Source organism: Moraxella nasovis, from assembly GCF_022701215.1.
Taxonomy (GTDB): domain Bacteria; phylum Pseudomonadota; class Gammaproteobacteria; order Pseudomonadales; family Moraxellaceae; genus Moraxella; species Moraxella nasovis.
In genome coordinates this window covers 1-16118 of record NZ_CP089976.1, presented here as the reverse complement: position 1 = coordinate 16118, position 16118 = coordinate 1, and the positions used below count along the sequence as shown (strand labels likewise).

The 16118-nt window shown below is 36.3% G+C and carries 25 protein-coding genes and 2 pseudogenes; 11 read left to right on the top strand and 16 right to left on the bottom strand.

Features of this window, described 5'->3' with window-relative positions; translation table 11 throughout:
- The first annotated feature begins 114 nt into the window (after positions 1–114).
- The 10 genes and pseudogenes from LU293_RS00130 to LU293_RS00090 form a co-directional block, all read left to right on the top strand.
- Complete coding sequence (locus tag LU293_RS00130) at positions 115–384, top strand: hypothetical protein (protein WP_242747765.1); 270 nt, start codon at positions 115–117, stop codon at positions 382–384.
- A gap of 49 nt (positions 385–433) precedes the next feature.
- Positions 434–589, top strand: a complete 156-nt coding sequence (locus tag LU293_RS00125) for a hypothetical protein (RefSeq protein ID WP_242747763.1) — start codon at positions 434–436, stop codon at positions 587–589.
- 393 nt (positions 590–982) lie between these two features.
- Positions 983–1201 carry an antitoxin gene (locus LU293_RS00120; protein ID WP_242747761.1) on the top strand — a complete coding sequence of 73 codons (219 nt, stop codon included), beginning with the start codon at positions 983–985 and terminating at the stop codon, positions 1199–1201.
- Positions 1195–1593, top strand: a complete 399-nt coding sequence (locus tag LU293_RS00115) for a type II toxin-antitoxin system VapC family toxin (RefSeq protein ID WP_256462112.1) — start codon at positions 1195–1197, stop codon at positions 1591–1593. Before LU293_RS00120 ends, LU293_RS00115 begins: the two co-directional genes overlap by 7 nt.
- Positions 1594–1852: 259 nt before the next feature.
- Complete coding sequence (locus LU293_RS00110) at positions 1853–2491, top strand: hypothetical protein (RefSeq protein WP_242747757.1); 639 nt, start codon at positions 1853–1855, stop codon at positions 2489–2491.
- On the top strand, positions 2457–2807 hold the full coding sequence (locus LU293_RS00105; RefSeq protein WP_242747755.1) for a hypothetical protein: 351 nt from the start codon (positions 2457–2459) through the stop codon (positions 2805–2807). The genes LU293_RS00110 and LU293_RS00105 overlap by 35 nt, the downstream gene beginning before the upstream one ends.
- Positions 2808–2863: 56 nt before the next feature.
- Positions 2864–3088, top strand: a complete 225-nt coding sequence (locus tag LU293_RS00100; RefSeq protein WP_242747752.1) for a hypothetical protein — start codon at positions 2864–2866, stop codon at positions 3086–3088.
- A 1-nt stretch (position 3089) separates the two neighbouring features.
- On the top strand, positions 3090–3242 hold the full coding sequence (locus tag LU293_RS00095) for a hypothetical protein (RefSeq protein ID WP_242747751.1): 153 nt from the start codon (positions 3090–3092) through the stop codon (positions 3240–3242).
- A 219-nt stretch (positions 3243–3461) separates the two neighbouring features.
- Entirely contained in the window at positions 3462–3827 is a 366-nt protein-coding gene (locus LU293_RS09885; RefSeq protein ID WP_375540341.1) for a GNAT family N-acetyltransferase, read from the top strand.
- 254 nt (positions 3828–4081) lie between these two features.
- A pseudogene (locus LU293_RS00090) lies at positions 4082–4183 on the top strand (transposase); the annotation flags it as partial.
- Here LU293_RS00090 and LU293_RS00085 read toward each other — a convergent pair.
- From LU293_RS00085 to LU293_RS00045, 9 genes are all read right to left on the bottom strand, one after another.
- Positions 4157–4498, bottom strand: coding sequence for a hypothetical protein (locus tag LU293_RS00085; RefSeq protein WP_242747749.1), 342 nt, complete (start codon positions 4496–4498; stop codon positions 4157–4159). The pseudogene LU293_RS00090 and the gene LU293_RS00085 overlap by 27 nt on opposite strands.
- A 477-nt stretch (positions 4499–4975) precedes the next feature.
- The gene (locus tag LU293_RS00080) at positions 4976–5605 is read right to left on the bottom strand and encodes a hypothetical protein (protein ID WP_242747747.1); all 630 of its coding nucleotides are present in this window, start codon (positions 5603–5605) and stop codon (positions 4976–4978) included.
- A 10-nt stretch (positions 5606–5615) separates the two neighbouring features.
- The gene (locus tag LU293_RS00075; RefSeq protein WP_242747745.1) at positions 5616–7922 is read right to left on the bottom strand and encodes a hypothetical protein; all 2307 of its coding nucleotides are present in this window, start codon (positions 7920–7922) and stop codon (positions 5616–5618) included.
- A gap of 164 nt (positions 7923–8086) precedes the next feature.
- Positions 8087–8479: an immunity protein YezG family protein gene (locus tag LU293_RS00070; protein WP_242747743.1), complete on the bottom strand. Its 393-nt coding sequence runs from the start codon at positions 8477–8479 to the stop codon at positions 8087–8089.
- A gap of 19 nt (positions 8480–8498) precedes the next feature.
- Positions 8499–8822, bottom strand: coding sequence for a DNA/RNA non-specific endonuclease (locus tag LU293_RS00065; protein WP_242747741.1), 324 nt, complete (start codon positions 8820–8822; stop codon positions 8499–8501).
- 434 nt (positions 8823–9256) lie between these two features.
- The gene (locus LU293_RS00060; protein WP_242747739.1) at positions 9257–9736 is read right to left on the bottom strand and encodes a hypothetical protein; all 480 of its coding nucleotides are present in this window, start codon (positions 9734–9736) and stop codon (positions 9257–9259) included.
- Positions 9733–10248 carry an ankyrin repeat domain-containing protein gene (locus LU293_RS00055; RefSeq protein ID WP_242747737.1) on the bottom strand — a complete coding sequence of 172 codons (516 nt, stop codon included), beginning with the start codon at positions 10246–10248 and terminating at the stop codon, positions 9733–9735. The genes LU293_RS00060 and LU293_RS00055 overlap by 4 nt, the downstream gene beginning before the upstream one ends.
- Before the next feature lie 11 nt (positions 10249–10259).
- On the bottom strand, positions 10260–10454 hold the full coding sequence (locus tag LU293_RS00050) for a GH-E family nuclease (protein ID WP_242747735.1): 195 nt from the start codon (positions 10452–10454) through the stop codon (positions 10260–10262).
- 34 nt (positions 10455–10488) lie between these two features.
- Positions 10489–11004 (bottom strand): hypothetical protein, encoded by a 516-nt coding sequence (locus tag LU293_RS00045; RefSeq protein WP_242747734.1) that lies wholly within the window; start codon positions 11002–11004, stop codon positions 10489–10491.
- A 65-nt stretch (positions 11005–11069) separates the two neighbouring features.
- Between LU293_RS00045 and LU293_RS00040 the strand changes: the two genes are divergently transcribed.
- Positions 11070–11303 carry a hypothetical protein gene (locus LU293_RS00040; protein ID WP_242747732.1) on the top strand — a complete coding sequence of 78 codons (234 nt, stop codon included), beginning with the start codon at positions 11070–11072 and terminating at the stop codon, positions 11301–11303.
- A 408-nt stretch (positions 11304–11711) separates the two neighbouring features.
- On the opposite strand, the gene LU293_RS00035 is transcribed toward LU293_RS00040, so the two are convergent.
- From LU293_RS00035 to LU293_RS00005, 7 genes and pseudogenes are all read right to left on the bottom strand, one after another.
- Positions 11712–12068: a hypothetical protein gene (locus LU293_RS00035; RefSeq protein WP_242747731.1), complete on the bottom strand. Its 357-nt coding sequence runs from the start codon at positions 12066–12068 to the stop codon at positions 11712–11714.
- A gap of 644 nt (positions 12069–12712) precedes the next feature.
- A complete protein-coding gene (locus LU293_RS00030) occupies positions 12713–12907 on the bottom strand; it encodes a hypothetical protein (protein ID WP_242747729.1) in 195 nt (64 codons plus the stop codon).
- A 250-nt stretch (positions 12908–13157) separates the two neighbouring features.
- Entirely contained in the window at positions 13158–13430 is a 273-nt protein-coding gene (locus tag LU293_RS00025; RefSeq protein WP_242747728.1) for a hypothetical protein, read from the bottom strand.
- Entirely contained in the window at positions 13408–13614 is a 207-nt protein-coding gene (locus tag LU293_RS00020) for a hypothetical protein (RefSeq protein WP_242747726.1), read from the bottom strand. The genes LU293_RS00025 and LU293_RS00020 overlap by 23 nt, the downstream gene beginning before the upstream one ends.
- Before the next feature lie 111 nt (positions 13615–13725).
- A pseudogene (locus LU293_RS09950) lies at positions 13726–14045 on the bottom strand (PM0498 family protein).
- 541 nt (positions 14046–14586) lie between these two features.
- Positions 14587–15219, bottom strand: a complete 633-nt coding sequence (locus LU293_RS00010; RefSeq protein WP_242747722.1) for a C39 family peptidase — start codon at positions 15217–15219, stop codon at positions 14587–14589.
- Positions 15216–16118, bottom strand: a complete 903-nt coding sequence (locus LU293_RS00005) for a transporter family protein (RefSeq protein ID WP_242747720.1) — start codon at positions 16116–16118, stop codon at positions 15216–15218. Before LU293_RS00005 ends, LU293_RS00010 begins: the two co-directional genes overlap by 4 nt.

The window sequence follows — 16118 nt, the reverse complement described above, 5'->3', positions numbered from 1 at the left end:
GGATTTTGATTGTGGCAATGAAGTCATTAACCGCTATTTGCACACAATGGCAAGCCAACACGCCAAAAAAGGCATTGCTAGAACTCATGTTTTAGTCGATGACAATCATAAAATTTGGCCTTTTATACTTTATCAAATATAACCATTTTTAATGAATTTGGAAAAGTTAAAGGCTATCCCAAGCAAATTCCAGCAATCTTAATTGGTCGTATTGGCGTAGATATTCATCATCAAGGTAAAGGATTAAGTAAACAAGCCTTGTCAGATGCCCTAAAAGGCATCAAAAAATTTTCTCTGTTTAGCGGTATGGCATTTGTAGTAATCGATGCGAAAAATGAAAGCCTGGAAATATTATCAAACCTTTGGTTTTGTGCCAACCGATGAACCTTATCGTCTCGTAATAGGCATCAATAAATCCATTTCATGAAACACTGTGCCAAATGGTTTTGATTATGAACAACGTATGATGAGCGATGTTGCTTTTGCTATTTTTGCGGAATTGGTTAATGATTATGGTGTCGGCAATGGCACACAAACTCCAACAGACCCTAAAACCAAAACGCCTACCCCTCGTGGCTTGGGTGGTTGATTAGATAAAAAACCCAAGCCACACCCCACCACATAAGTTTTAATGGCTTATGTAGTGGTTTTTTGAGTTATCAAGTAAAAGTTTGATAACTCAACTATTAGTAAACAACGAAAAACAATAATCAAAAGTTATTAAAAAATATAACATAGATTAGAAATGCAAGCTGATTATTTGTATAGTGGTAAGCCTAACGGTCATTGCAATTGAAGCCATCTGCGGTTGTGCATTTGACTACATGGCTTTTTTCTGAGATTGAGAGTGCATTTACCTCCGCCATGAATAATTACCGTTCTTCACAAAGCTAGTCTGGTTTTTGTGGTGAAATTGCAAAATCATTGACTTTGTATATCTTTATGTATATACTTAAAGATATACATAGTTTGGAGCTTAACAATGATTGTTACCATCCCTTTTGTCTCTGGCAACAGCCAAGCGGTACGTTTACCAAAAGCACTGGCTTTTGGAGCAAACACCCCTGTCTCTCTACGCAAAGAGAATGGCTGTGTCATCATTGAACCGGTTAAAACTTTGGGCGAAGTGCCCCACTTACTCCGTCAAATCGGTGCAGATATTGAGCGTGCCGAACTTGTGGAGAATGAGTGCCAATGGTAATACAACCTAAGTATTTGCTTGACACCAACATATGCATTTATTTAATGAAACATACCCCGCCATCAGTGGTTGAGCATTTTAGCCGTTGTTTTGTTGGTGAAGTCGCCATAAGTGCAATCACATGGGCAGAGTTGCAACGTGGACTAAATATCCATCAATCACAATCCATCTTTGACCGCTTACAAAGCATGATAACTATTTTGCCCTTTGATGACAAGGCGGCGGTTATTTTTGGTAAAATAATGCAAAGCAAAAAACACAAGGCTAGTTTTGATACGCTCATTGCCAGCCATGCTATCAGCCAAAATCTTACGCTGGTTACTAATAACGAACGAGATTTTGAAGGTTTTGATTTGGCTGTGGAGAACTGGGTATCTGGAACAGAAAACTGATTACTCCTTGTGGCTTGGGCGGTTGATTAGATAAGAAGCAAGCCACACCCACCGCCTAGACTGTCAGCGAAGGCTTGGCAGCACAGATATTAAAATCGTTACTAAGTAACGATGATTTTAACAAAGCTGAATGCGGGCGTGAATGATAATTTACTTAGCCTAACGGCTGTTAGGTTATGTTAGATATTATTGCTTTTTGTTTATTCTTCTCTTGTTTTATTCTATATATATCTAATCAACGTTAAACAGGAGATAACAAATGGCTAATATCAGCGACGCTTATGGTTCTTTAATCATAACCACACAAAACCCCCAAATTCTTGAAACTCTAACCAAAGTTTTTACTTGGTTAGATGAAAACCAACATTCTTTCATTTATGGTTTTTGGGTTGAAAAATCACAGTTCAAAGACGGTCTCCAAGACGGAATAAGCTATCCTTTTGTCGGCTTTGGTCGGTGGTGTATGAGTGCCACATTACGAGACTTTCTTACTGGTGGTCTTGATGATGAGTTTACCGATGAGCTTAAAAAATATGATTGGGACATGGAACTTGCTTATCATGACTATGAGCCAGGCTTGCAATTTCTTGTTAGACAGACGGTTAAACTTGGTTACAAAAAACAAGAGCCTTTCTTTGAACTATACATAAATGCAGAATTACCTTACACCGCCAAAAATTTAAATGAATTGGGTTTTGTTGAAATGGCAGTAGATGCGGCAAAAGAGTCACACCCCCTACTAAAACAGTTGATTGTGGATACTTTGGAATTACAAAGTGATGATTTTGACATTGCAGTTCTTATTAAAGACCTAAATTGGCAGAACTGCGTATGGCTTGATGATGATTTTTGCAATATTGTTCATGACAATGCTGAAAAAAATCAAGCATTTTGTTGATACATATGAGCTCAACACCAAGCAACGTGTTGCAAAATATGTACTTGATAATTCCCAGCAAATTTATGACTTGATTGCCATAGCAGCGGTGCAGTTTGTCAATGATTTAAAACCAGGCGATAATGTCAGAGAGCTATTAGATGAACATCGCTCACACATAATAGCAGAATACCGCCCTAATTGGGACGTATTGCCCAATATATCAAAACTTGAAGATTGGTTTAATTTAGATGAATTCCATCAAGCATTATCTGACCATCTAGATGACCTTTTTGTCTCAAAACTATCGCAAATTAGCGAATGTTTTGAGATTTAAAGACTCAAACAACAACCCCTATACTTAATAGCATGTAAAAACATCAGAGACCAAGAATGGCACACAAACCCCTTAAAATACTTTCTACCAATATCGTAGACACCTTAGCAGAAGTCGTAGAAATCTATGGCCAAGGCTGTAACTATCCCACAAAGATAGGAGTGGACGGCTTTTGTGTCTATTTTGATGTCGCAATCAATGATGGTAGCAAAACCAAGCAATTCTATATTGAACTGCAAAATGATGACCGCGAAAATAACATAAGCATACAATGGTTTTGATATGACTTTTGCCAGTCGCTTTGGTGCAGAAGAACAAAGTGGTAAAGCCTGGGGGTTTTTGGATGAAGCGGGACTCGATGCTAATGGCATTCTACAGGAGTTGGTGGATCAAGCCGAAGAGCTATGCGAGCAATGGTATGTTGAAAATTGTTGATAATAAATGAGCTTAACTACTCGGAATTTCCGAATAGTTCGCCAAGAAGGCGCAAGACAAAAAACATCAAACCGATTAGTCCAACGACACTTTCTTATGCTAGATTTTTTTTGTTGAATCCTTCGTCAATTTACTATTACAAGCAGTTTTACTTTTAAACAATCATTGGACTTTGTTTGTCGTATTTCTTATAATTGTACACAATTAGGGGTTTTGTGCGTGTTGATAACTAAGCTCACCCGAAACCACGATAAGACAACTTTTGATTGCGGTGTCCTACCATTAAATCGTTTTATCAAACAGCAGGCGAGCCAACTTTTAAAACGTCATGAAACGGTTATTTATGGCGCAATAGACAATAACCGCCTGACAGGTTTTTACACCTTATCAGCGTGCCATATCATACAACGCGATGATAGTGAGAGATTGAAACGTCAAAGCCCCCACAGCCCTATTCTGTGCGTACTACTTGGAAGGCTTGCAGTTGATAAAGCATGCAAAGGGCAAGGATTGGGTGCTGATTTACTTTTACATGCTATGCAAACCGCCAAACGACTATCAGAAATGATGAGGCGCAAAAGATGAAAACGCTCAACGCTTTTATGAAAAATACGGCTTCACAGAGCTATCAAACTACCCCAAGCGCTTGTGTTACGCCATTAAAGACATCCCAAGCACTTGATTTAATAAACCTGTTATCAAATCCCAAAGAGCCACTAAATTATCAAAAATTTAGCGGTTCTTAATTTTTAGTGCAATGTGTAAGCCTAACACACCACCCAGCATCACAGAGAGCTTCAGTTTACTGCCTGTAAGCTTAGTTGATGTTAGTAGCTATTTACACCAAAGGCAGTGGTGAATTACTTGGTTTACATTCTCAAACCATTCAAGCCATCAATAAAACTCATGCTAAATCACGCAAACAATTTAAAAAAGCAAAGGACTTTGCTGACAGCACTTAGAGCGGCCATGGCACGAGCCCTGTCTGATTGCACCTCCTTGCCAGCTTCTACCATGTTTTGTACGCCTTTGGCACCATCTACCAAGCTATTAGAAGCACTGACAGTAAGCCCTTTTTGTTTAAAGTAAGTGCTTTCGGTGGTGTCTTTTGTCGTTATATTGTTGATGACATCAATATTTTTGGCATCAATGATGACATTGCCACGCTTTTTATCTTTTATCCCTTTGCCTGTATCAGACCCCATATAAGCACTGACATGACTGCCTATTTGCCGATAATCACCCCCTGCACTCAAAACCACATTGCCATCATTGGTGCCAATGGTGCTGTTTTGGTTGTCGGTTGTTTGAGAACCGATGGTAATACTTACCCCACTGCCTTTGATGAAGCCTGATTTTGTTTGGTGGTGGTTTTTAAATCACAATTATAATAGGTGTCATAATCTTCTTCTGATAAGAAGTAGAGTAAATCATCTTCTTGCACTGTACCAAATCAGGAAGAAAATCTCTTAATGTGTACATATTTGGTCATTACTATCTCCAATTTTTTTTTTTGATACATTTTAATAAATTACCGTCTTGTTTTTTTTGCCTTGATTTATGTTGGAAAAGGCGGTGTAGGATATTAATAATGTAAAGTATATTTATCTTTGATACTCAAACTGGTTTATGGAGATAAAGCCCTACTATCTGTGGATACATCAAAGAGTTCTAAAAAATGAATAACTACTAGTGCCACCATATTTATTTACTTTGCCTTGTTTTAAATATACTTATAAACCATAATCAGATAGCCCCTTATTATTTTGGTAAAAAATTTTATTAATAAATTCAGAAAATCCTAAATCCAATAAAAATTTTGATAAGTCATGTATTTCCCAATACATATTCATGTGGTATCTTAACAATTTTGTTAAATGTTGCTTTAATAAAGGAATATATTCATAAAATCCTTCTTTCTTAATCACCCAAAATAAAGAATTTATTTGAAATGGCTGAATGTTAGCCTTGTCAATAATAATCTTTATTGGTTGATATATTTTTTTTCTCGCTTTTTCACCATTTCCATGATCGGAATTTACTGCCCAATAACTAATATAAGACGATAAAGCATGCTTATATGTATCATCTAATGATTTTAAATTATTTATTATCAAATAAGAAATTTTATCACTAAATAAAAGCTCCGTCATTTTATTAAAACCCTCATCAATACCCCAAGAGTTTAAAAGGAAAGATGCTCTGAATAATAAATAAATATCCATCTCTTTATTTATTATATTTAATAAACCATCGATTCTTTCTGATGGAATGTCCTCTTCATCTAACTCCTCTGGCAGATCAGTGTAGTCCACTGTGGTTGGTATGCCATATAATAAATCATCAATTTCTTTTGAGCTCATAAAAAAAACCTTACTTTTTTTTAATATAATTACAAGGGACGATACCTTTAATTAGACACTCTCCATCTCTCATCGCATTTTTTAAATCAGATTTTGCCCTATCTAGGCTATTGCGATTCTTATTAGATGGGTTCTTATCATATCTATTTTGTGCCTTATTTATTTTATCTTGCAACTCAGAAATAATTTGCTTTGGGGTAACAATTTCAATATCTTTAACAACACCATTATCTATATCCTTTTGTAAATTTTGAGTATCAATTATAATTTGTTGTTTAGCATATTTTTTAGGTGAAACTACAATGCTTGGATCAATTGTAGATATATAAGGTGTTTCACTAGGGTTACTACCTCTAATATGTGTTTGTATAGTTCCCCTACCATTTACATTTGCTGGAACGAGATTTCCATTTTTGTCAAGATAAGCTTTAGGATTTCCTCTTTCATTAATTTCAGAATAAAAATTATTATCTTGTCTTATAGTATATGGTGGCACATCCAATACACTACCCAAATCCCCATCACCATACACATCAGGCAATCTTTGGTTATTAGAAACATCTACTTTGCTTACTGTACTTTTGCCAACTGTCTTAGTAACAGCTTTACCCGCTCCAACTCCCGAAGCCAAATCCACCCCTAATTTAACATTAGCAGCAGTATTTTCAGACAGCCCTACCCCTTTGGTAAGTGCTACTGAGTTTGTTTGTTGGCTAAATGATTTGCCATAATTATAACCACCTGTTGCTACGTTGTCTACACCATTAGTAATTAAGGCAACGCCAGCTGTACAGCCTAATGCAGTAGTACACATTGCACTACCTGCAACCACTTCGGTAGCACCAATTCCAACTTGCACAACAGGCATGACTTTTTCATTCATTATCTTATCAGACTTTGCCTGTATGTTAGCAGAACTACTTAAATCAACCCCACTTCTCTTAATAGTCGCATTTTTTCTATCCATAGCACTCTGCGGATAAATTGGTGCCTTAACTACTTTTCTGGGCGTTGTGATTTTCGGTGGTGCTTGATAACCTTTGATGTGTTCTTTGTTCCAAGTGTACTGATAACTTGGGGTTTGTTTTTGGATAAGGTTGATAAGTTCTGTGTCAGGTTTTTTAATATTATTAAAGTTCTGACGCATGACAGTTACACCATCTTGAGAGTAACTTTTCCACAATCTTTTCCCATCTTTTTTATAATCATCACCTATGGCATTGTCATAAAGTAATTTGTTGGCATTTGCCACATTGTATTTGTTTATAGCTACATTTGAATTACTGTCATAACGCTCTTTATACTTACCGCTATTTGCCCAGCGTAAGGCATCTTCAATGTCTTGAAGTGTATAAGACTGACCATCAGATCTTTTTAACCCTTTTTGTTTGGCTTTTTGAACTAAAACTCTGGCGAGTTGCTTTTCTTGCCCATGCAACTGCCGATTATTCATCTCCACATTCGTTGCCATCATGGTACTAGATGGGTCAAGTCCTGCTGTTTGACCTGTGGCAAGCATGACAAAAGAAATTAAGCCTTTGGCGGTTTGTCTGGCTTTGTCTGCTTGTTCTTTTGAGCTGTCTTTGGTCAGTTGTTTTGTTAAATAATCTTCTAATTTTTGGATGTTAGGAGCGATTGTTGCTACAGTTCCTGTTGCTAATGCTCCCTCAGTAGAGCCTGTACCCAATGCACCCATAGCAGTATGCAGTGCCACACTATAAATCCCACCCTCATCCCATTTTTTGGCTTCATCAAGAATTTGTTCTGCTTGATCTTGACTTAAATTAGGGTCATTAAGTTGCTCTAGGATATTATTGATTTGGTTTTGACTAAACTGTGCCACCACCCTCGGAGCTTGCCTACCAAACTCTGTACTGATTTGAGTTTGTAGCCCAAGCTCCCTATTAAATGCTTGTTCATCAAAGCTGTTTTGTAGCGTTTGATTAAGACTGTCTTTGTCTTTGATGGTGGCATGAGCCTGCCCTGCTTGTCCTGTTACAGCAGAGTAGGTAGTGCTGGTTTGATGAGTGGGGTCTATTATACCATAGCCTAGGCTTGTTGGTGAGATGCCTTTGCCACTGACTGCGATGCCGATGCTATTTGCACTGCCGTCATAGGTAAGGTGGTTTTGCATATCTTGGGTGATAATGCCACCTTTAAAGTTAGTTTGGTTGCCTTGTTCATCTGTGGTAAGCAGATAACCACCTGTAAAGATACCTTTGCCGTCTACGGTGAGTGTTGATGTATTGGCTTGGATGCCTGATTGATGGGTGACTTGCAGGTGGTTGGCGTTTGGAGTGGTGCCACCAACAATCAAAGACCCATTCGCCCATGCAGCACCGCAGCTTAACAGTAAAGCTGTAGTGAGTGCTGTGGTAAGGGGGGTTTGGGTGGGGCATGGTGGTTATCCTATCGTTAACCAAGCCCATACAATTGTATTTTAAAAATAAATTTTACCTTTAGACTTGGTTGATTTTATAGCTATTTAAATAGATTTTGCAGACTGTCACTTATTTCTTCAGCCGTGATAATGCCATCTGTTTCTTCATAATCTTCAGGCTTATTGTAATCGTATTCTATTTCAAATTTTCCATCGGGATATAGAGTAAAAACAAGCCCCCATATGCGATGACCGAGTCCATCTAGCAAAACATCTCTTAACTCAACAAGCGAATCATTAATAGAAAAAATTGTATCAAATTCAATATCCACATCGCTTGCTATATTTTTGTGGTATTCGCAAAATGTGATAGAGCTGGCATTATGTTTTAAAATATCTGATGTTAAAACCAACTTGTCCCACTTTTGATTAACATTGCAATTCAATAAATCACTAGCTATTTTTTGATAAATTGCACCTAGTGTACTTTCCATAGATAACTCCTCCAAAAGTTTATTGTGAAAAAGGGAATCTTCTCACTTCTGTTTCTCCATTATGACTGATGGTTGCGGTAACGTAAAACCTATTTGGTCTTGTAGATGTCGCTGGATAGCTCACATCTATCTTGATAGTCACTTTTTTACCTGCTTTTAGCTCTCTTACGAGTTCATTTTCCATCTTCTTCCAGTCGCTTCTATTAAGTGTTTGTGCTTGGGGTACTAGGTTGATTCTATCACCTGAACCGCCGAGTGCGCTAGCAATTAGATGCCCACCCTCATCACCTGCGGCATTAACAGACTTTCCAACACTGCTTTGTTGACCTGTATTTCTAGGCATTGTTTGGATGGACAATTGACCTTATCAGATCAAAGATACAAATATAATGCTGGACAACAAAATAAAAATACAGCTAATAATGTAAAAAAACATTTCAAGTTTATGAGATTTTTTCCCATAATATTGGTAGCACATCCAAATAATAACAAATGGTAGAGTTGAACCCCAGACTCCCAATTGAAATAATATCTCTTTTAGATCTGTATTGCTGATTGAGATTAATAGGTCAGAATGATTAATACACAGTAAGCTTAGGATTAATAAACAACAAGGACCAGTAAAATAGATAATTTTATTAAAGTTTTTTACTAAAAATAATTTTTTACTAAAAATCAAATATAAAGACAATATAAAATAAATAATACAAACAATAATTTGTCCGAAAAAAATCCATAGCATCCAAATAATGTAAGTCCAAGTAAAACCAAAAGGAATCATTTTATTTTACACTCCGCCACTTCAGGCATACCTTTGCACCCCTTATCAATTCTATGGTAGGGGTTTAATAGTTTTCCACCTGCCTCTTTGTCAGCAATTTTTTGAACGACTATATTCCATTGCTTATACCATTTCTCATGCACTGCCTGCAATTTCGGGTCTTTTTGCTCCTTAACCAATCTTCTGTAACTCCAACTATTGGTTTCATTGCGGTAATTTTGATAAATATATTGAAACTCTGATTTTGCATTTTTCATAATTACCGCACCTGCCTCATCTCTCCATTTATTTAATGGTGGACCCACTGCATCTGATATCCCATTCCCAAAGGAATACTTATACCCACTTAAACCATTCCTTGAAACTTTTTCAGCCTCTCTAAACCAAGGTTGTCCTGTATATCCGTACATCGCCCCAAAGTAATTCGCTCTATCGTCAATGGTTTTAATCGCTCCATATCCAGAACTATTTATCAAGAGTATTGTTTCATTATTTCATAAATATCTTTTTCCCATTGTTCGGCGTAATCACTGGGCAACCAACTCTCCAAAATTGTTTCATTACCATTTATGATATTAAAAACATTACCACCCTTTTTTAACATCAGCTCTAAAACATCCAATCTATCCTTGGTGTAACCAACCATTGATAAAGGTCTTAAATCGTTAATATTAGGAATATTTGGGTCTGCTCCTGCTTCAAGTAGAGTAATAGCAACTTCGGCATTACGACTACGCATGGCGTAGTGCAAGGGGGTCATACCGTAGATGTCTTGGGCGTTGATGTCGATACCTAAATCAATGAGATAATTAATTGTAATAAGTGGTGGTTCATTGGCATTCATTGAATCGGCGACTTTGTGGAGCCAATTCCTTTTCATTTCTTTAGATATGTCTAATAAAGTTCTATGGGGGTATTTTTTTAAAAGATACTCTAATTTTTTAAAATCACCTTCATGTAAAGCCTCTAAAATCTCTACACCACTCATATCATAAGCCATTATTTAATACCTCTTTGTTGCTTAAATTCATTAATGTGTTTAATTATTTCTTCTAACTCACCATTCCCAGGTTTTTCATAGCGATGACTTTGATTGTCTGCTCTGTTCTCAAGCCTAAAATAATCAGGACGAGAATTAACAAAATCATTAAATTGGGCTTGAGTTAGATTGGTTTGTTGTGCTGCTAAAACCAAACGCCTATGTTCACGACCATAGGCATGACCGTAATCAATGGGGGGGGGGTTGAACTATTTGTCGAGTGACTCTATGACGATAAGCCCCATTTGGCAGTATTTCGTAATTTGCCATCACTTGACTTTTTAAACCAACCCTTAAGTCAGGACGAGAAAGATTTGTACCTACTCTTGGATTATTAATATCACTAACATATCTTCCTCGACCATCACGTAGTCTTCCTTGTCTATCTCTAGTATATCCAATAGGCACTGCTTGTCCATTTTGCACTTGTCTTTGAGCTTGCCCACCAGTCATAGGCTGGCTAACAGTGGGTGTGTTGGGTAGTTTTTGAGCATCAGCTTCTCGTAAAGCATCAACGCCCTCTTGCATGGCTTTTTTCATGCCATTTACGTCATTTCTAGTTTTGGCTGTATCGTATGCTATCTTGGCAGCTCTACCTTTTTGTACAACATCTCCTGCCCCAGGTATAACTCCAATGGTCGCAAAAATATAATCCCTAGCCGTCTCAGCTTCGGCAAATCCCTGTATGTCTCCTATAACTGGCAATAAGCTTGTACCAATCAGTATATATTTTTTTATTTTCCTTAATGATGTCACCAAGGGTTCTTACTTTGCAAGCATTAACATCCCCATTCCTGCACGCACGAGCATTTAAGGCTCTACCTTTTTGCACAGGGTTTGCACCCCCATTATTCTCCACCCCCACTTTCCCAATCTCACTTTCCCAATCTCACTTTCCCAATCTCACTTTCCCAATCTCACTTTCCCAATCTCACTTTCCCAATCTCACTTTCCCCACTTCACTTGCATTTACTGCTTCTGCCACATCGCCTGTGGTGGTGTAAGCAGTAGCAACTGTACCTAGTCTTATGATGCTTGTGATGGTGTCTTTTTGTTCTTGGGTGAGCTTACTAGGTTGGTTTTTGTCATATAAGATTTTGGATAAGGCAGGGGCGACTTTTTCACTGGTTGCTCCATTGAATGCTCCTAGTGCTACATTATTACCTGTCGCATAGCTTGTGGTAGCTCCTAGTAGGGCATGGGATAAAATGTGTGGGGCAGTACCTTCGGTGTTATTTTGTTTAAAGTGTTGTCCGATTTGATAGGAAAGTTCTGGGTTTAATGCTCTTGTGATGTCGCCTGTGATGCCATTGCCGTTCGGTGCATATAGGGCAGATGTGATACCATCAAATAGGCGTAGGTTGTTTTCTATTTTTTGGCTTTTCTTTGTTCAAGTGCCGTCTAAATCATCTCTAAAATCTAACCCATTTGGCAAAATCATCAAGACTCATTGAAATAAAATCATCATTTTTAATGACTCCTTCGTTATCATTATCAATCAAAAAACTTATATCTAAGTTTATTTTTTTTAATAAATCATATAGTGAATGTAGATTATTCCAAACAATTGAATAAGCGATAAAATCATTAATATGGTTTTTAATATTTATAATTTCATCATAATCCAATTCATTCAAGATGTATTCATTAACATCGATATAAAAATCATTGTAATAAAAAATATTATTTATTTTCTCACAAAAAATCATTAAAAATTCCTCAAAGCAATCTTGATTATTTTTTGAGATATATAATGTCAGTATATTCATTTCTTATTCACCATTTTTATCAAATGTTCTAATGATTTTGTTGCTTTACCATTTTAGAGATTTTTTTATTAATTTCCAAAACTTCATTAATATCTCTTGTGGTGTAACAGCTTAAATTAATTGCCATAGCTATTTTCCTTTTTTGATAAGAAATATGATGTTAGAATGTTTGTCAATGACTATAACATTTTAAAGACGAAAGTTTCGTTTTGACTAGGCTTAGCTGTAATTGGCTTAAAGCACCTGGAAAATGGTACAGGATTTAAGGCTAATCTAATACAGCCCCTTTTGCTTTTATATCTTGTTTCTGACCCATCAGTTTTTTGCTAGTCTATAGCCTAATAAATTACAATTTTAAAACATGCATATAAAATAGATATATACATAATACAACACCACACCAACCCAGAAGTCCTAGTGAACTTAGAATCATTCTTTTTAATGGTTGTATATGATAAAAATTGTTTACCAAAAATAAAATCTTTTATAGGATATGAAAATACAACCAAACCAATAAAACAAATAATTATTTTTTTTGAAATTAAAAAAGTATGGTTCTTTCATATCAATAGATGCGGTTATTGATAAAATAAAATTAATAACAATCATCGACAGCGTCAATATTTTTTCATTTTTTAAATTATTCATGCTATCACTTGCGCACCATTGTTAATTTGGTCTAAAATCTGATTGTCTATAGCTTCTTTTGCACCAAAAACATCTAAGACAGCCCCAGTTTTTGAACCAACTTGACTATCAATAGCTTGATATATTGGTCTATCCTTTTGATATCCAATCATTCTATTTTGCTTCAATATACTAATGATAACAGATGACATTTGTTACATTCCTTAATTTGCGCCATCCACATTTTACCAAAATTGCTATTTGGGTATTTTAAGGTAGCTTGCTTATTTAGACTATGTCATTACTCCATGTTACACCCATCAAAAAACAGATCTAAAATTCGCATTATTATCACAAAATTTTAAAAAATCATATAAAACTTCTTTGCTATGAGTTTAATTATCCAATGAAATACAGCCATAGCCAATATCATCATGTGGATATAAAGCAATGTTAAGTTTTTTATTGATTAAAAAACACACTTGACCAATAACAGGGGGTAAAATAATAATTCATCAAAACTTCACAAAAATCCAAAATTACATCGCTATCAAAATCAAGTCTTAATAATTCTAATGGAAGTGGTATTTCCTTTTCTATGCAATCAATAAATAGCCCATCATATTTTTGTAAAAAGCTGTATTCAATTGCTTTTTTGTACACATCTCCATACATTTCAAAATTATCAAATTCCAAAATATCGGCAGAATTTTCATAAGATAAAGCACTTATCATAAAAAAAATCATCAATATTAAAATATTCTCTCATTATTTTAGATGAATTTTTTATAGCATTTTCATCCGATAAGTCAGTGACTTTAAAATAGCCAATCCAACCTTTGCTACTACTAAATCTATTAAAGTTAATCGCACTTAAATTTAAAGATTTATTTATTTTCAATTTTGATAATTTTTCCATCAATGACTCCTATGGTAATTTTCTTTGATTTAGGAATTTAAGATTAATACCTCTCTGTTGCATCTTTGTGCAGTATTTTTATGTTATTTGCCAAACAATTTTTTTTTAGCTCTACTTAAAAAGCTTTTGATTGCTTTTGCTTGAATTGGGCTTAATCATTTCTAAATAAATCGGCTGAGAATAATCTTCTAAGTTATCTATGTCATCAACATACTCATTATCTCTACATTTATGAAAGGAAAATGTTGAAAAAGCACCCACTTCATCTTCTTGAAAGCTCATACAAATAACACAAGGAGTGCTAGGAAATTCATTTATCCAATATATTTTGAAAAATATAAGAATAAAAAGGATTGTTCAAATATATTTTTATCTACATAATCATCAATATGTATTTTATTATTAGCGTTTTCAATTCCTGAAAAATCCAAAAAAATATTCTTTCATTCTCTCAATGGCATTTATATTTCTTTCAAAATTCCTAGGAAAAGACGGAAGTTTAGATTTAACTATGGACCGCCTCTCATCAGCTTAAAGTGCTTAGGGAATGGTGTGGGATTTGAACTTAATCTAGTTCAAATCCCAACTTTTTTGCAAAATGCACATTGAAAATTTGTCTCTACGCCCCAAACCATTTGATGATCTTGGTGACAAAAGCACCTGTTACTTTCTGCTTTAGTTCAAACTCTCAACAAAGAAGTTGTTAATAAATCACTATTAGTTATGATTTTATAAGGGGCAAGCCAGCTTAAGTTTAACCCCTTTTATCAAGCCAGCTTAAGTTTAACCCCTTTTATAAATAACAAATTAAATAACCAATTAAGCATGCAGATAAAGTGCCTTATCCCCCACTGTTAAGCAATGAAAATTCAATTAGTTTTAAATGAATTTTTTGCTTATTTTATAATAAGTTAGATTAATTTTGTAACATATTACAGTGCATCATCTGCCATAAGTTCCAACTTACACTCATCACAAAAACGTGCGAAATAACGAGGGGCTTGTTCTAAGTAGCGTTTGGGTGTCAGTAATGGCAGTGAATGTGTGATCACTTAATCGCCTTTGCGTGTCATGATTGGGCAAAATCAGCAATACCTTACCTTTTGTGTGGTCTTGGGCAGTGAGCCATATTTTTTCAAATTGCCTTCTTGTCAAGGTGCGATTGCCCCAACTAGAATCTGCCAAATACACGTTATTTTTATCAATGGCTCGCACCACACTAAAATGATCGCTACGCTTATGATTAACATACACCACAGCAGGGATTTTAAGCTTAGTCAGTGTGTCATAATCCATCATCACCCCACGAGTAGCAAAACCATACTTTTGACTAACCTTTGCCAAATCCAAAAATGAAGCCATCACATTGTCCAATGCCATATCGTCCAAAATCTGCCGTTCTGTTTTGGGCGTTTGATAAAAGTAAGTCAAAATGGTTGATAAAGATGATGCTCCGCAAGAATAATCCACGTCTTGCTTGGTGATTTTATGGTCTCTTTGATGTTTAAAGGTAGATTTAGTGCCGAGAGTTTGGGTGGGATAATACCAATCTGCATTGGCAGACATCATCAATAAAAACAAGCCAAGTGTTAAGGTAGTTTTCATTGTGTTTGTCGGTATTTTTGTGATAAAGGTGGTGGCAATTGACCCAATTTGGTGGACAAACCAACCGACAGCGTACTGCCACCACTGCCTGAAATGGGTGTGCGAACGTTGGCAGTCAGATTGCTTCTGGCACTTAGGGCATAGGCAAGCCCTAGATTGAGCGTGGTTTGAGTGCTATTGTTTTCAAGTTTATTATCAGTTTTATCCGCCCATTTGTGTCGTACACCCACGCCCCCAGTTAGCGTGATATCAGGATTGACCGCAAAGCCTACCGAACCGTTTAGCATAGCGGTATCACCCAACGCCACACGTCCGCCACCTGTCAATTCACGCCCACCTTGATATTGATAAGTACCAGTCAAACTTAGCACAATGGGGTCATTGATGGTATAGACTGTACCACCAATCAAAGCAGACGCTCCATGTTTGGGCTTAAAGCCTGCTGTCTTGTCATACACCGACAATTCGCCAAATAACAGACTGTTTGGCAAAGATTTGTGATTATTTGTTAATTGATACTGCGTGCTTAGGCTGATGTCTTGCAAATCAGAGTTATGTGTGTCGGCAAGCGTACTACCATTTTGAAAGCGTTGATTGCGATATAGCCCTGTGCCTTTGACACCCATCTCAAATTTATCACCCACCCCATAACGCAAACCCACTCCTGCTATCAGACTGTCTGTGTTGGTGTGGCTATCGCCCAAAACTGGCATAACGATAGAGCGACCATTGCCCAAATCTACCGTCTCAAAGCCTTGCGTACTGGCAAAAGTCTTATGATGATTATAATAGCTGATGTCGGTATCTAATTTAAAACGATTTTTATCCGCCAAAATATCATCAACAGTTAGGGGTAGGTCAGCGTGGGTGGTGTTTGTTATTGCAAAACAGCATACCAA

Bases quoted from the DNA above. Each gene is read 5' to 3' on its own strand.
- LU293_RS00120 (WP_242747761.1), top strand. From the start codon at position 983: ATGATTGTTACCATCCCTTTTGTCTCTGGCAACAGCCAAGCGGTACGT.
- LU293_RS00115 (WP_256462112.1), top strand. From the start codon at position 1,195: ATGGTAATACAACCTAAGTATTTGCTTGACACCAACATATGCATTTAT.
- LU293_RS00110 (WP_242747757.1), top strand. From the start codon at position 1,853: ATGGCTAATATCAGCGACGCTTATGGTTCTTTAATCATAACCACACAA.
- LU293_RS00105 (WP_242747755.1), top strand. From the start codon at position 2,457: ATGACAATGCTGAAAAAAATCAAGCATTTTGTTGATACATATGAGCTC.
- LU293_RS00100 (WP_242747752.1), top strand. From the start codon at position 2,864: ATGGCACACAAACCCCTTAAAATACTTTCTACCAATATCGTAGACACC.
- LU293_RS00095 (WP_242747751.1), top strand. From the start codon at position 3,090: ATGACTTTTGCCAGTCGCTTTGGTGCAGAAGAACAAAGTGGTAAAGCC.
- LU293_RS00080 (WP_242747747.1), bottom strand. From the start codon at position 5,605: ATGAGCTCAAAAGAAATTGATGATTTATTATATGGCATACCAACCACA.
- LU293_RS00070 (WP_242747743.1), bottom strand. From the start codon at position 8,479: ATGGAAAGTACACTAGGTGCAATTTATCAAAAAATAGCTAGTGATTTA.
- LU293_RS00065 (WP_242747741.1), bottom strand. From the start codon at position 8,822: ATGCCTAGAAATACAGGTCAACAAAGCAGTGTTGGAAAGTCTGTTAAT.
- LU293_RS00055 (WP_242747737.1), bottom strand. From the start codon at position 10,248: ATGAGTGGTGTAGAGATTTTAGAGGCTTTACATGAAGGTGATTTTAAA.
- LU293_RS00035 (WP_242747731.1), bottom strand. From the start codon at position 12,068: ATGAATATACTGACATTATATATCTCAAAAAATAATCAAGATTGCTTT.
- LU293_RS00030 (WP_242747729.1), bottom strand. From the start codon at position 12,907: ATGTCATCTGTTATCATTAGTATATTGAAGCAAAATAGAATGATTGGA.
- LU293_RS00025 (WP_242747728.1), bottom strand. From the start codon at position 13,430: ATGATAAGTGCTTTATCTTATGAAAATTCTGCCGATATTTTGGAATTT.
- LU293_RS00020 (WP_242747726.1), bottom strand. From the start codon at position 13,614: ATGGAAAAATTATCAAAATTGAAAATAAATAAATCTTTAAATTTAAGT.
- LU293_RS00010 (WP_242747722.1), bottom strand. From the start codon at position 15,219: ATGAAAACTACCTTAACACTTGGCTTGTTTTTATTGATGATGTCTGCC.